Annotated in this window: 12 protein-coding genes and 1 riboswitch; of the genes, 7 read left to right on the forward strand and 5 right to left on the reverse strand. The window is 70.4% G+C overall.

From position 1 onward, the window contains the following. Positions 1-100 precede the first annotated feature (100 nt). The 6 genes from AC4OXY_RS31660 (at position 101) to AC4OXY_RS31685 (ending at position 7,247) form a co-directional block, all read left to right on the forward strand. Positions 101-1,396: an HD-GYP domain-containing protein gene (locus AC4OXY_RS31660; protein ID WP_402065861.1), complete on the forward strand. Its 1,296-nt coding sequence runs from the start codon at positions 101-103 to the stop codon at positions 1,394-1,396. Next, positions 1,393-2,685 (forward strand): HD-GYP domain-containing protein, encoded by a 1,293-nt coding sequence (locus AC4OXY_RS31665; RefSeq protein WP_356028956.1) that lies wholly within the window; start codon positions 1,393-1,395, stop codon positions 2,683-2,685. The genes AC4OXY_RS31660 and AC4OXY_RS31665 overlap by 4 nt, the downstream gene beginning before the upstream one ends. 100 nt (positions 2,686-2,785) lie before the next feature. After that, positions 2,786-3,766: a hypothetical protein gene (locus AC4OXY_RS31670; protein WP_356028954.1), complete on the forward strand. Its 981-nt coding sequence runs from the start codon at positions 2,786-2,788 to the stop codon at positions 3,764-3,766. A gap of 73 nt (positions 3,767-3,839) precedes the next feature. Then, the gene (gene def / locus AC4OXY_RS31675; RefSeq protein ID WP_356028952.1) at positions 3,840-4,490 is read left to right on the forward strand and encodes a peptide deformylase; all 651 of its coding nucleotides are present in this window, start codon (positions 3,840-3,842) and stop codon (positions 4,488-4,490) included. A 289-nt stretch (positions 4,491-4,779) separates the two neighbouring features. After that, positions 4,780-5,880 (forward strand): epi-isozizaene synthase, encoded by a 1,101-nt coding sequence (cyc1, locus tag AC4OXY_RS31680; RefSeq protein WP_356028950.1) that lies wholly within the window; start codon positions 4,780-4,782, stop codon positions 5,878-5,880. Beyond that, positions 5,877-7,247 carry a bifunctional albaflavenone monooxygenase/terpene synthase gene (locus AC4OXY_RS31685; protein ID WP_356028948.1) on the forward strand — a complete coding sequence of 457 codons (1,371 nt, stop codon included), beginning with the start codon at positions 5,877-5,879 and terminating at the stop codon, positions 7,245-7,247. The genes cyc1 and AC4OXY_RS31685 overlap by 4 nt, the downstream gene beginning before the upstream one ends. A gap of 32 nt (positions 7,248-7,279) precedes the next feature. Here AC4OXY_RS31685 and AC4OXY_RS31690 read toward each other — a convergent pair whose 3' ends face one another. Continuing rightward, positions 7,280-8,242 (reverse strand): GlxA family transcriptional regulator, encoded by a 963-nt coding sequence (locus tag AC4OXY_RS31690; protein WP_356028946.1) that lies wholly within the window; start codon positions 8,240-8,242, stop codon positions 7,280-7,282. A gap of 105 nt (positions 8,243-8,347) precedes the next feature. On the opposite strand from AC4OXY_RS31690, the gene AC4OXY_RS31695 reads away from it, so the two are divergent. Beyond that, positions 8,348-8,590, forward strand: a complete 243-nt coding sequence (locus tag AC4OXY_RS31695; RefSeq protein ID WP_356028944.1) for a hypothetical protein — start codon at positions 8,348-8,350, stop codon at positions 8,588-8,590. Here AC4OXY_RS31695 and AC4OXY_RS31700 read toward each other — a convergent pair. From AC4OXY_RS31700 to AC4OXY_RS31715, 4 genes are all read right to left on the reverse strand, one after another. Beyond that, on the reverse strand, positions 8,503-9,522 hold the full coding sequence (locus tag AC4OXY_RS31700; RefSeq protein ID WP_356028942.1) for a ribonucleotide-diphosphate reductase subunit beta: 1,020 nt from the start codon (positions 9,520-9,522) through the stop codon (positions 8,503-8,505). The genes AC4OXY_RS31695 and AC4OXY_RS31700 overlap by 88 nt on opposite strands. Then, positions 9,522-11,891, reverse strand: coding sequence for a ribonucleoside-diphosphate reductase subunit alpha (locus tag AC4OXY_RS31705; protein WP_376288857.1), 2,370 nt, complete (start codon positions 11,889-11,891; stop codon positions 9,522-9,524). The genes AC4OXY_RS31700 and AC4OXY_RS31705 overlap by 1 nt, the downstream gene beginning before the upstream one ends. Positions 11,892-12,017: 126 nt before the next feature. Then, a riboswitch (cobalamin riboswitch) is annotated at positions 12,018-12,177 on the reverse strand. 150 nt (positions 12,178-12,327) lie between these two features. Continuing rightward, the gene (gene mctP, locus AC4OXY_RS31710; RefSeq protein WP_491991467.1) at positions 12,328-13,944 is read right to left on the reverse strand and encodes a monocarboxylate uptake permease MctP; all 1,617 of its coding nucleotides are present in this window, start codon (positions 13,942-13,944) and stop codon (positions 12,328-12,330) included. Beyond that, positions 13,941-14,204: a DUF3311 domain-containing protein gene (locus tag AC4OXY_RS31715; protein WP_356028936.1), complete on the reverse strand. Its 264-nt coding sequence runs from the start codon at positions 14,202-14,204 to the stop codon at positions 13,941-13,943. Before AC4OXY_RS31715 ends, mctP begins: the two co-directional genes overlap by 4 nt. Between the last annotated feature and the right edge of the window lie 54 nt (positions 14,205-14,258).

The raw sequence follows: 14,258 nt of genomic DNA on the forward strand, positions 1-14,258 counted from the left end.
GTCATCACCCGAACGTGCTAATCCTCAGGTCATAAGCCCCCTGTCCCTCGTTCCCGCCCTAGGCTCCGGCCTGGGGCAGGCGTGGTCGGGGAGGGGTGCGATGGAGGCGGTTCCAGCGAGAGCACGCGGCTATGTGGCCGCCGTCGCCGTGCTGGTACTGCTCTGCCTGCTGCCCCTGCCGACGGTACGCACGCCCTGGTGGGCGCTCGCCCTGCTCTCCGCGCTCTACGCCGGCTGCGAGTACGTCGTACGGCGCCGCCTCGGCGGCACCTTCCACCCCGTCCTGCTCGCCGCCGCGTTCCTGCTGCCGCCGCCGGCCGCCGCGCTCGTGCCGCTGCCCGCCGCCCTGCTCTGCCCGGTCGAGCAGCGGCCGGCCCTGCCGCGGCGGGTGTGGCGGGCCGCGCAGCCCGCGCTCGCCGTGTGGGGTGCCGCCGCGGTGCACTGGACGCTGGGCGGCCGGGACGCCGTCGTCACCTCCGACTTCCCGTACGCGCTGCTGCCCGCCGGCGCCGCCGTCCTCGCCTTCTGCGTGATCCTCACCGTCCTCGACGGCGGCATCCTGGTCGTCGCCGAGCGGGTGCCGCTGCGCCGGGCCTGGCGCGGGCTGCTGTCGCGCTCGCTCGCGCCGGTCGCCGTGCAGGGGCTCGCCGGACTGATGATGGCCGTGCTGTGGCGCAGCCCGTACGGCCCGGTCGCCGCACTGCTCGTGCTGCTGCCGATGTACGTCTCCTGGTGGGTCTTCGCCCAGTACCACCGCGAACGCGCCGCCCACCAGGCCACCATCCGCGCCCTCGTGCAGGCCGTCGACATCAAGGACGGCTACACCCGCGGCCACAGCGAACGCGTCGGCCAGGCCTCCGTGCTGATCGCCCGCGAACTCGGCATGGACGACGAGCGCATCGAGGTGCTGCGCTTCGCCGGCATCCTGCACGACGTCGGCAAGCTCGGCGTCCCCACCCGTCTGCTGCGCAAGGAGGGCCCGCTGACCCCCGAGGAACGCCGCGTCATCGAACTGCACCCCGAGTACGGCCACGAGATGGTCCGCGGGATCTCCTTCCTCGGCGAGGCCCGTGCCGCGATCCTGCACCACCACGAACGCCTCGACGGCAGCGGCTATCCGTACGGCCTGGCCGGCGACCGGATCCCGGAGGCCGCCCGGGTCGTCGCCGTCGCCGACGCCTTCGACGCGATGACCTCCACCCGCTCCTACAGCCGGGCCCGGCCCGTCGAGACGGCCCTCGTCGAGCTGGAGCGCTGCGCGGGTGCCCAGTTCGACCCCCGGATGGTCGGCGCGCTGGTCCGCGCCCTGCGCCGGCACGGCTGGCATCCCGCGGTCACCGCCGACGAGGCGCACACGCCGGTGCGGGCGGTGGCCGGCGGGGGGACGCTCCGGTGACCGCCCTGCGGCTGATCCACGGCGCGGCCGCCCTCACCGCGGCCGCGTCCCTCGCCGTCACGCTGGGCACCGGCCTCACGGACCGGGGGATCGCGCTCGCCTTCGGGGTGCTCATAGCCGTCGGCGAGCTGAACCGGTGGAACGACTCGCAGGCCCGCCAGGCCGCGCCGCTCGCCGCCGCCGGCTCCCTGGCGTACGCCCTGCTCGGCGCCGACGCCGGCCGGCCCACCGCACATCGCGCCGCCCAGGTCGTCACCGTCGTCCTGGTCGCGGCCGTGCTCGGCGCCGTCCCCCACATCTGGTCCGGCCGCACCCCCACCCTCGACCATCTCGCCCGCCGCGTCCTGACTGTCGGCTTCGCCGCCGTCTGCTTCCAACCCCTGTACGACCAGGGCTTGTTCGCCTCCTGGGCCGGTCCCGTCTACGCCCTGCTGCTGATCGCCCTGCTCTGTCTGACCGGCCTGTGCGACGCCGTGCTCGCCGCCGCCCTCGGCCACGCCCGCACCCGCTGGCCGTTCGGCCCGCTGCTGCGCGAGCAACTGCGCGGGCTGCTCGGCATCGGCTCCGCCGTGGGCGCCACCGGCGCCGTGATGGCGCTCGCGGTCGCCGTGGTCGGACTGTGGGCGCTGCCCGTGTTCTGTCTGCCCCTGCTGCTCACCCAGCTCTCCGTCCGCCGCTACGCGGCCGTGCGGGCCACCTACCGGCAGACCATCGCCTCCCTCGCCCGCGCCACCGAGATCGCCGGCTGCACCCCCGCGGGCCACGCCCGCCGGGTCGCCGCGCTCGGCCTCGCCGTCGGCCGCGACCTCGGGATGGCCGAGGGCGAACTGACCGTTCTGGAGTACGCGGCCCTGATGCACGACATCGGCCAGCTCAGCCTCGTCGACCCGGTCCCGGCCGGCGCCACCGCCGCACTGCCGCCCGAGGAGCAGCGGCGCATCGCGCTGCTCGGCGGGGCCGTCGTCCGGCAGACCGGGGTGGACGCGGCGGTCGCCGTCGTGGTCGAGCGGCAGGCCGACCCCTGCCGGGAACAGCCCCTCGCGGCGCGGATCGTCCGGGCCGTGAACGCCTACGAGGAGAAGTCCCGGGACGCCGGCCCCGAGGGCCCCCTGCGGGCGCTGGAGGAGCTGCGGCTCGCCGCCGCGGGGGACTACGCCCCCGAGGTCGTCGAGTCCCTCGCCCGGGTGCTGGCCCGGCCGCGCGGCTGGCGGGAGACCGCTCCGGCGCGGGACGACGGGAGACGTACGGCACTGTCTGACCCCGTGCGCGGCTGGGTAACCCATGGGTAATGAGCGCCTTCCCCATCGCACGTGGTTGGATGCGAGGGAGAGGGTGTCCGGGGGCACAAGCCAGCCCACTGTGCGGAACTGGAACTGGCAGGCGGGAATCGTGAGGATCTTCGGCAAGGGACGGCACCGGCCCTCCGCCTCCTGGCGGCAGGCCACCGACCGCGCGTTCACGCTCATCGGCGACGGCCGCTACGAGGACGCGGGCGAACTGCTGACACGGGCCGCCGACCTGGAACCCTGGCTGTCGGAGTCCTGGTTCAACCTCGCCCTGCTGCACAAGTTCCGGCACGACTGGGAGCAGGCCCGCGCGGCCGGACTGCGCGCCGTCGCCCTGCTCGACCGGGAGACCGGAGCGCCGGACTGGTGGAACGTCGGCATCGCCGCGACCGCCCTCCAGGACTGGCCGCTGGCCCGCCGCGCCTGGCAGGCGTACGGGCTGAAGGTGCCCGGCGGAGCCACCGCGGCCGGCGAGCCGGTCGGCATGGAGCTGGGCAGCGCGGCCGTACGGCTCTCGCCGGAGGGCGAGGCCGAGGTCGTGTGGGGCCGCCGACTGGATCCGGCCCGCGTCGAGGTCCTCTCCATCCCGCTCCCCTCGTCCGGGCGGCGCTGGGGCGAGGTCGTGCTGCACGACGGCGTCCCGCACGGCGAGCGCACGACGTCCGCCGGCCACTCCTACCCGGTCTTCGACGAGATCGAGCTGTGGGCGCCCTCACCCGTGCCGACCTGGGTGGTCCTGCTGGAGGCGGCCACGGAGGCGGACCGGGACGCGCTGGAGCAGCTGGCCGCCGACGCGGGGTTCGCGGCGGAGGACTGGTCCTCCTCGGTGCGGCTGCTGTGCCGGATGTGCTCGGAGTCGCGGATGCCGTCGGACGAGGGCGAAGGGGAGCACCTGGATCCGCACGACCACAGCGAGCCCGGTCATCCCGGCCCGCTGGGGCACCGCACGGACGGGCAGCTGTGGGTGCCGGAGCGGGAGTGCGGGGTGGCCGCGCCGGCTTCGCTGGTCCGGGGGCTGCTGGACGGGTGGGTCGCCGACAGTCCGGACTCGCGGGACTGGCGGGACCTGGAAGAGGTTTGCTGAGCGGCCGGTGAGCTGTCGCCTTTAGGCTGTACTCGACTCTTTTGAAGGTTTTGCAGGAAGGCATACGTCGGTCATGGCGCAGCAGGACACCGATCAGCAGCACGCGGGCGTGCTCCCCGTCGGCGACGAGGGGTACGTCGTCGACACGGAGAACTGCGAGGAGCGCGAGAAGGCCTGGCGTGAGCGCGGCACCTCGCGGCCGATCACGGTCGTCGGCAACCCGGTGCTGCACAAGGAGTGCCGGGACGTCACCGAGTTCGGCGCGGAGCTGGCGCAGCTGGCCGCCGACATGTTCGCCAGCCAGCGCACCGCCGAGGGTGTGGGCCTGGCCGCCAACCAGATCGGTGTCGACCTGAAGGTCTTCGTCTACGACTGCCAGGACGACGAGGGCAACCGGCACGTCGGCGTGGTCTGCAACCCCAAGCTGGTCGAGCTGCCCGCCGAGAAGCGCCTGCTGGACGACAACAACGAGGGCTGCCTGTCCGTGCCGGGTGCGTACGCGCCGCTCGCGCGTCCGGACTACGCCGAGGTGACCGGCCAGGACGTCGCGGGCAACGCGATCAAGGTCCGTGGCACCGGCTACTTCGCACGCTGTTTGCAGCACGAGACCGACCACCTCTACGGCTACCTCTACATCGACCGGCTGTCCAAGCGGGAGCGCAAGGACGTCATGCGGCAGATGGCCGAGAACGAGCCACGCTACCCGGTCGTCGCCAACGACTAGCAGGCGCGGGTCCTCGGGCGCCCGGTCGGGATCACTCCCGGCCGGGCGCCCTTCGCATGACCGACTTCGCTCATCCGTGCGTCGCACAACCGATCGCTTCCGGCTCTCTGGTGATCCCTAATCAGTCATAGATGGGGGGATTCTCGGCACCTTGGGGTAGTGAGTGGAGCAAATCCGTTCCCATGGCGGTCAGTTGTGGTGCTGAATGGGAACTGCGGGGATACGCAACGGCGCACGCCCGGCATGACGGGAGGGGCGTGCGCTCCTGGCGGCTGAGAGGGGTTTGTTCGTGCAAGCTTTCCCACACAGCACCACAGCGACACCTACGGCGGTCGTCGTGCCACCCTCACTGGCACTTCCGGTGATCGAGTCCGCCTTTCCCCGGCAACTGCATCCGTATTGGCCGCGGCTTCAGGAGAAGACCCGCCTGTGGCTGCTCGAAAAGCGGCTCATGCCCGCGGGCAAGGTGCAGGAATATGCCGATGGACTGTGCTACACCGACCTGATGGCGGGCTTCTACGTGAACGCCTCCGACCAGGTCCTGCAAGCCATCGCCGACTACAGCGCGTGGTTCTTCGTCTGGGACGACCGTCATGACCGCGACATCGTGCACGGCCGGGCGGGCGACTGGCGGCGGCTGAGGAACCGCCTGCACACGGCCCTCGACGCGCCCAGGCATCATCTGCACCACCCGGACCCGCTGGTCTCGGGGTTCGCGGACAGCGTCCGGCGGCTGTACGGCTTCCTGCCGCGCACCTGGAACCAGCGGTTCGCCCGGCACTTCCACGCGGTGATCGAGGCCTACGACCGTGAATTCCGCAACCGCACCGAGGGATACATACCCGGCGTCGAGGAATACCTCGCCCTGCGCCGGCACACCTTCGCCCACTGGATATGGACGGACCTGCTCGAACCCAGCGCCGGATGCGAACTCCCGGACAGCGTACGGAAAAACCCGGCCTATCGCCGGGCCGCGTTGCTGACCCAGGAATTCGCCGCCTGGTACAACGACCTGTGCTCGCTGCCGAAAGAAATAGCGGGAGATGAGGTCCACAATCTCGGAATCAGTCTCATCACCCATGAGGGACTGACTCTCGAAGAAGCCGTGGACGAAGTCAGGCGGCGCGTCGAGGAATGCATCAAGGAATTTCTGGAGGCCGAACAGGAGGCGCTGCGCTTCGCCGACGCAATTGCCGACGGCACTGCCCCCGGATTAAGTGCCGGCGGCAAGGAACTGAGCAGCGCGGTGCGGGCCTGTGTCGGCAATATGCGGAACTGGTTCAGCTCCGTCTACTGGTTCCACCACGAGTCCGGCCGGTACATGGTCGACAGCTGGGACGACCGGTCCACGCCCCCGTACGTGACGAACGAAACGGCAGGTGAGAAATGACCGTCGAGTCGGTGAGGCCGGTGGCCTCCGAGACGACCGAACCGCGCGAGGCGCCCCTGGCGGGCGGCGCCGTACCGGGTCTCGGGCACGGCCTGAAGCTGGTCCGCGACCCGCTCGCCTTCATGGCGGGCCTGCGCGAGCACGGTGACGTCGTGCGCCTCAAGCTCGGTCCCAAGACGGTGTACGCCGTCACCACGCCGGCGCTCACCGGCGCCCTCGCGCTCAGCCCCGACTTCAAGATCGACGGTCCGCTGTGGGAGTCCCTCGAAGGGCTGCTCGGCAAGGAGGGCGTGGCCACCGCCAACGGCCCCACGCACCGGCGCCAGCGGCGCACCATCCAGCCCGCCTTCCGGCTGGACGCCATCCCGAACTACGGGCCGATCATGGAGGAGGAGGCGCACGCGCTGACCGAGCGCTGGCAGCCCGGCCGGACCGTCGAGTGCACCTCCGAGTCCTTCCGCGTCGCCGTCCGCATCGCCGCCCGCTGCCTGCTGCGCGGCGAGTACATGGACGAGCGCGCCGAGCGGCTCAGCATCGACCTGGCCACCGTCTTCCGCGGCATGTACCGCAGGATGGTCGTCCCGCTCGGACCGCTCTACCGGCTGCCGTTTCCGGCCAACCGCGAATTCAACCGGGCCTTGGCCGATTTGCATCTCCTCGTGGACGAGATCGTCGCCGAGCGGAGGGCAAGTGGTCAAAGGCCGGACGATTTGCTGACGGCATTGCTGGAAGCGAAGGACGACAATGGCGACCCCATCGGGGAACAGGAGATCCACGACCAGGTCGTCGCGATACTCACCCCGGGCAGCGAAACAGTCGCGTCCACGATCATGTGGCTGCTCCAAGTCCTCGCGGAACACCCGGAACACGCCGAGAAGGTACGGACCGAGGTCGAAACCGTGACCGGCGGCCGACCCGTCGCATTCGAGCACGTCCGCTCACTCACCCACACCAACAATGTCGTCGTCGAGGCGATGCGGCTCAGGCCGGCCGTTTGGATATTGACGCGGCGGGCGGTGACCGAAACGTCACTCGGCGGCTATCGCATTCCGGCCGGGGCGGACATCGTCTACAGCCCCTACGCGATCCAGCGCGACGCCCGCTCCTACGACCGCCACCTCGACTTCGACCCCGACCGGTGGCTGCCGGAGCGGGCCAAGGAGGTCCCGAAGCACGCCATGAGCCCGTTCAGCACGGGCAACCGCAAGTGCCCGAGCGACCACTTCTCCATGACCCAGCTGACCCTGATCACGGCGGCGATCTCGGCGAAGTACCGCTTCGAGCAGGTCACGGGGTCGAACGACACCACCCGCGTGGGCATCACGCTGCGCCCGCACGACCTGCTGCTGAAACCCGTGGAGTGGTGAGGTGACGGGTACGTCCTGATACCGGCGCGCGCTCACGCGGCGTGAGGGCCGCGGAACGTGCGCCGGTACGCGTTCGGCGTGGTGCCGAGCGCCCGCACGAACTGGTGGCGCAGCGCCGCCGCCGTGCCGAACCCGGTGCGCCAGGCGATCGCGTCCACGGTCTCGTCGGTGCCCTCCAGCAACTCCTGGGCGCGCAGCACCCGTTGGCGCAGGATCCAGCGGTACGGCGTGGTCCCGGTCTCCTGCTGGAAGCGGCGGGCGAAGGTGCGCGGCGACATGTGCGCGCGGGCCGCGAGCTGCTCCACAGTCACCTCCACATCGAGGTGCTCCTCCATCCATACCAGCACTTCGCCGACGGTGTCGCACGCGCCCCTCGGCAGCGGCCGCTCGATGTACTGGGCCTGCCCGCCGTCCCGGTGCGGGGGTACGACCATCCGCCGGGCGATCTTGTTGGCGACCTCGGGGCCCTGCTCCTTGCGCACGATGTGCAGACAGGCGTCGATCCCCGCGGCCGTACCGGCGGAGGTGATCACCGGATCCTCGTCCACGTACAGCACGTCCTGCTCGACGGCGATCCGCGGATAGCGCCGGGCGAGCTGCTCGGCGTGATGCCAGTGCACCGCGCACCGCCGGTCGTCCAGCAGCCCCGCCGCGGCCAGCAGGAACACCCCGGAACACACGCTCAGCACCCGGGCGCCGCGCCCGACGGCCCGGCGCAGCGCCGCCAGCAGCTCCGCGGGATACTCCCGCTCGGCATAGGCGGTCCCGGCCGGTACGGCGACGAGGTCGGCCTCCTCCAGCCGCTCCAGCCCGTACGGCGTGGACACGGTGAACCCGCAGTGGGTGTCGAGCGTCGGCCCCTCGGCGGAGACGACCGCGAAGTCGTAGACGGGCAGTCCCTCGTCGCTGCGGTCGATGCCGAACACCTCGCACACGACGCCCAGCTCGAAGGGGTGCACCCCGTCCAGCAGCACGGCGGCCACGTTCTTCAGCATGCTGTCAGTGTGCCTTGCCGGTGCGGAAAATGGTGGCAGTAATTCGAAGGTCTACGGCAGTCCTGCCACTGCCGGACAGGAGCGTCCGGGACGACAGTGGTGTGCATGACCGGAAACCAGATTCAAGGCCTGATCGGAATGGTCGCCACCCTCGGCATCCTGCTCCTCCTGGTCCTGCCCTCCGCGATCGGCGCGGTGCGCGAGTGGCGCATCGACCGACAGCTCGGGCAGGCCCAGGAGGGTCGCACGCGGCGGGAGGCTCAGAAGTCCTCGTCCAGGTCGACGGTGCCCTCCACCGCGACCTGGTACGCCGACGGGCGGCGCTCGAAGAAGTTCGTCAGCTCCTGAACGCCCTGGAGCTCCATGAAGGAGAAGGGGTTCTCCGAGCCGTACACCGGGGCGAAGCCGAGGCGCGTGAGGCGCTGGTCGGCGACGCACTCCAGGTACTGGCGCATCGACTCGGTGTTCATGCCCGGCAGGCCGTCACCGCACAGGTCGCGGGCGAACTGCAGCTCGGCCTCGACCGCCTCCCTCAGCATGTCGGTGACCTGCTGCTGGAGCTGGTCGTCGAAGAGGTCCGGCTCCTCCTTGCGGACGGTGTCGACCACGTCGAAGGCGAAGGACATGTGCATGGTCTCGTCGCGGAACACCCAGTTGGTGCCCGTGGCGAGGCCGTGCAGCAGACCCCGGCTGCGGAACCAGTAGACGTACGCGAAGGCGCCGTAGAAGAACAGCCCCTCGATGCACGCGGCGAAGCAGATCAGGTTCAGCAGGAAGCGCCGGCGGTCGGCCTTCGACTCCAGCCGCTCCAGCTTCTCCACCTCGTTGATCCACGTGAAGCAGAACTGCGCCTTCTCGCGGATGGAGGGGATGTTCTCGACGGCCGCGAAGGCCGCCGCCCGGTCGTCCGGGTCGGGCAGGTAGGTGTCCAGCAGCGTCAGATAGAACTGGACGTGCACGGCCTCCTCGAAGAGCTGACGGCTCAGGTAGAGCCGCGCCTCGGGGGAGTTGATGTGCTTGTACAGCGTCAGCACCAGGTTGTTCGCGACGATCGAGTCGCCCGTCGCGAAGAAGGCCACCAGCCGGCCGATGAGGTGCTGCTCCTCGGGCGTCAGCTTCGCGAGGTCGGCGACGTCCGAGTGGAGGTCGACCTCCTCCACGGTCCAGGTGTTCTTGATCGCGTCCCGGTAGCGCTCGTAGAAGTCGGGGTAGCGCATCGGACGCAGAGTCAGCTCGAAGCCCGGGTCGAGCAGGTTCTTCTCGTGAGCGGGAGTGGTCATTACTGGCAGGCCTCGCAGGACTCGGGGTTTTCCAGGGAGCAGGCCACGGCGTCGGGGTCGGCGACCTGCTGGGCGGGGATGGTCTTCTGGGGCTGCGCCTGGGCCGCGCGGGCGATCCGGGTCGCCGGGCGGGAGCGCAGGTAGTACGTCGTCTTCAGGCCCGACTTCCAGGCGTACGCGTACATCGAGGAGAGCTTGCCGATGGTCGGCGTCTCCAGGAACAGGTTCAGGGACTGCGCCTGGTCCAGGAACGGGGTGCGGGCCGCCGCCATGTCGATCAGACCGCGCTGCGGGATCTCCCACGCGGTGCGGTACAGCGCGCGCACCTCCTCGGGGATCCACGCGAAGCCCTGCACCGAGCCGTTCGAGTCCCGCAGCGCCTCACGGGTGCGCGCGTCCCACACGCCCAGGTTCTTCAGGTCCTGCACCAGGTAGGAGTTGACCTGGAGGAACTCACCCGACAGCGTCTCGCGCTTGAACAGGTTCGACACCTGCGGCTCGATGCACTCGTACACACCGGCGATGGAGGCGATGGTGGCCGTCGGGGCGATCGCGAGGAGCAGCGAGTTGCGCATGCCGACGGTGGCGATCCGCCTGCGCAGCGCCTCCCAGCGCTCCGGCCAGGCCGGCTCGGTGTCGTAGTGGTCCGGGTGCAGCACGCCCTGGGCCGTACGGGTCTTCTCCCAGGCCGGCAGCGGGCCGCTGCGCTCGGCGAGGTCGGCGGAGGCCTCGTACGCGGCGAGCATGATCCGCTCGGCGATCCGCGTCGAGAGGGCCCTGGCCTCGGCGGAGTCGAAGGGCAGGCGCAGCTTGAAGAAGACGTCCTGGAGGCCCATCGCGCCGAGACCGACCGGACGCCACTTGGCGTTGGAGCGGCCCGCCTGCTCGGTCGGGTAGAAGTTGATGTCCACGACCCGGTCGAGGAAGGTCACGGCCGTGCGGACGGTCTCGTCCAGCCGCTCCCAGTCGATGTCACCGCTCGCCGTGTCGACGAAGGCACCCAGGTTCACCGAACCGAGGTTGCAGACCGCCGTCTCGCCGTCGTCCGTGACCTCCAGGATCTCCGTGCAGAGGTTGGAGGAGTGGACCACGTGGCCCGGCAGGGCCGTCTGGTTGGCGGTGCGGTTGGCGGCGTCCTTGAAGGTCATCCAGCCGTTGCCGGTCTGCGCGAGGGTGCGCATCATGCGGCCGTACAGCTCACGGGCCGGGATGGTCTTCTTCGCGAGGCCCGCCTGCTCGGCCTTGCGGTACGCGGCGTCGAACTCCTCGCCCCACAGGTCCACCAGCTCCGGCACGTCGGCGGGGGAGAACAGCGACCAGGACGCGTCCGCGTTGACCCGGCGCATGAACTCGTCCGGGATCCAGTGCGCGAGGTTCAGGTTGTGCGTGCGCCGGGCGTCCTCACCGGTGTTGTCCCGCAGCTCCAGGAACTCCTCGATGTCGGAGTGCCAGGTCTCCAGGTAGACCGCGGCCGCGCCCTTGCGCCGGCCGCCCTGGTTCACGGCGGCCACCGAGGCGTCCAGCGTCTTCAGGAACGGCACGATGCCGTTGGAGTGCCCGTTGGTGCCGCGGATCAGCGAACCGCGGCTGCGGATGCGGGAGTACGACAGCCCGATGCCGCCGGCGTGCTTCGAGAGCCGGGCCACCTGGTGGTAGCGGTCGTAGATGGAGTCCAGCTCGTCCAGCGGCGAGTCGAGGAGGTAGCAGGACGACATCTGGGGATGGCGCGTGCCGGAGTTGAAGAGCGTGGGAGAGGAGGGCAGGTAGTCGAGGCGGCTCATGAGCCCGTAGAGCGCGGCGACTTCGTCCAGCGCGCGCACGCTGTCGTCCTCGGCCAGGCCGCTCGCGACCCGGAGCATGAAGTGCTGGGGGGTCTCGATGACCCGGCGGGTGATCGGGTGGCGCAGCAGGTAGCGGCTGTGCAGGGTGCGCAGGCCGAAGTAGCCGAAGCGGTCGTCGGCGTGCACGTCGACCAGGGCGTCGAGGCGGGCCGCGTGCAGCCGCGCGAACGCGGCGGTGCGGTCGGCGATGAGGCCCTCGCGGTGGCCGACGGCCACGGACTCGGTGAAGGACGTCACCCCCTGCGAGGCGGCCTCGGCGCGGATGGCGAGGGTCAGCAGCCGGGCGGCCAGCCGCGAGTAGGCGGGGTCCTCGGAGATGAGCCCGGCGGCGGCCTCCGTGGCCAGTTCGCGCAACTCCGTCTCGTCGGCCCGGGCGGACCGGCCGCGCAACGCGGCGGCGGCGACCCGGCCGGGGTCGGCGTCGGGGAGGTCGGCGGTCAGCTCGGTCAGGGTACGCAGCAGCGCTGCACCGGGACCGTCGGTGTCCAGGCCGCCTGTTGAAGCCGGATCTGCGGGCGCGATGGTCACGTGGGGCTCTCCCTCGCTCGGCACGGGGGCCTTGCGGAGGGCAGGGGGCAGCCACGAGCGCGCACGCGTCGCGTCCACCGGCCCATTCCACGAGGCCCGGACGTCGGAAGGCACCCGGGCCGGACGGCCGGGCGCGTGCTGCCGGCAGGTCCTCGGACTGACTCCTGTGCGCGGATACGCACAAGTACACCGTTGCGGGACAGTTCCGGATTCGCACCGGATTCCCCTGCGACGACAGCGAGGATGAGCATACATCTAGTGCCGGGCTGTCGTGACACCCCCACATGTTGTGTCTGTTGTGTGTCGCGCTGGCTTCGGAGCGTCAACTTGTGTATGACGGGGGACATGCGGAACGGGCCGCCGTCATGCTCGATGTCGGCGGCCCGCTGCGGGGTGTGTCCGGTGTACGCGGTGCTTCAGGGCGTACGGGTGTGCCTCAGTGAGCGGCGCCCGCCAGCTCCGTCTCGACGCCCGGGTCGCCCGCGTCCGCCGTGTAGTCCTCCGGGCGGGTCTCGTCCACGCCCTCGGGGGCCTTCAGCGCACGCAGAACCAGCGTCATGACCACGGTGACGGCGACGTTCAGGACGAACGCCGTCATGCCGATGTAGCCGATCTCGCCGATGCCGGGGATCTCCTTCGCCGAGCCGCCGAAGTGCTTCTGGGTCGGCGAGGCGACGCCGTACGCGGCGACCGTGCCGTACACCATGCCGACCGCCCAGCCGGCGAGCAGCGCCCAGCGGTGGAACCAGCGGGTGAACAGGCCGCCGACCAGGGCCGGGAAGGTCTGCAGGATCCAGATGCCGCCCAGCAGCTGGAAGTTGATGGCGACCGTCTTGTCCATGGTGAGGACGAAGACCAGGGCGCCGACCTTCACCAGCAGGGAGACCAGCTTGGAGACCTGGGCCTCCTGTTTCGGCGTGGCGTCCGGCTTGATGAAGTCCCGGTAGATGTTGCGGGTGAAGAGGTTCGCCGCCGCGATCGACATGATGGCCGCGGGCACGAGTGCGCCGATGCCGATGGCGGCGAAGGCCACGCCCGCGAACCAGCTCGGGAACATGTCCTCGAACAGCTGCGGGATCGCCAACTGCCCGTTGGTGACCTTGACTCCGGCCGCGATCGCCATGAAGCCCAGCAGGGCGAGCAGGCCGAGCATCAGGGAGTACAGCGGCAGGATCGTGGTGTTGCGGCGGATCACCTCACGGCTCTTGGACGACAGGGTCGCGGTGATCGAGTGCGGGTACATGAACAGGGCGAGGGCCGAGCCGAGGGCCAGCGTTGCGTACGTCCACTGGCCCGCCTCCGGGGGCGCGAGCGCACCGCGCGGCTTGCCCGTCGCCGGGCTGACCTGGCTGAACGCATGACCGGCCTTGGCGAAGATGTCGTCGAAGCCGCCCAGCTTGATCGGGATGTAGATGATCGCCACCGCGATGACGAGGTAGATCAGGCCGTCCTTGACGAACGCGATCAGGGCGGGCGCGCGCAGCCCGGACGAGTACGTGTACGCCGCGAGCACACCGAAGGCGATCAGCAACGGCAGGTCCCGGACGAACCAGTTGCCGCTGCTGTCCCCGCCGACGCCCATCACGTCCAGCACGGCCTGGATGCCGACGAGCTGGAGCGCGATGTACGGCATCGTCGCGAGGATGCCGGTCAGCGCCACCGCCAGCGACAGGCCCTTGGAGCCGAACCGGCCGCGCACGAAGTCCGAGGTCGTCACATAGCCGTGCTTGTGGGACACCGACCACAGGCGGGGCAGGAACGTGAAGATCAGCGGGTAGACGAGGATCGTGTACGGCACCGCGAAGAAGCCGGACGCGCCCGCCGCGTAGATCGCCGCCGGTACGGCGACGAAGGTGTACGCCGTGTACAGGTCACCGCCGAGCAGGAACCAGGTGATCCAGGTGCCGAACGACCGCCCGCCCAGGCCCCATTCGTCCAGCGAGTGCTCGTTCTCGGCCCTGCGCCAGCGTGCGGCGAGGAAGCCCATGACCGTGACGGCCAGGAAGAAGAAGATGAAGACGCCGAGCGCGACGCCGTTGACGCCGTTCTTCACTGCGCCGCACCTCCCTTCTGGGCGGCACGGGCGCGCTGGTCACGCTGCCACAGCTTGTACGCCGTCATCGTGAGCGCCGTGGAGATCAGCACCCAGAGCATCTGGTACCAGTAGAAGAACGGGATGCCGATGAACGTGGGGTCGGTCTTGGCGTACGAGCCGACCCACAGCATCGCCACGAAGGGTGCGACGAGGCACACGCCGATGATCACGCGGACCGGTGTCACCACCGGTGGTCTCACTTCTGGTGCTTCGGACATGCCACGGATCTCCGTCCCCTCGCTGATCACCTGTGTAATGCGCAGGCAATCTAG

It is taken from the genome of Streptomyces sp. HUAS MG56, from assembly GCF_058673395.1.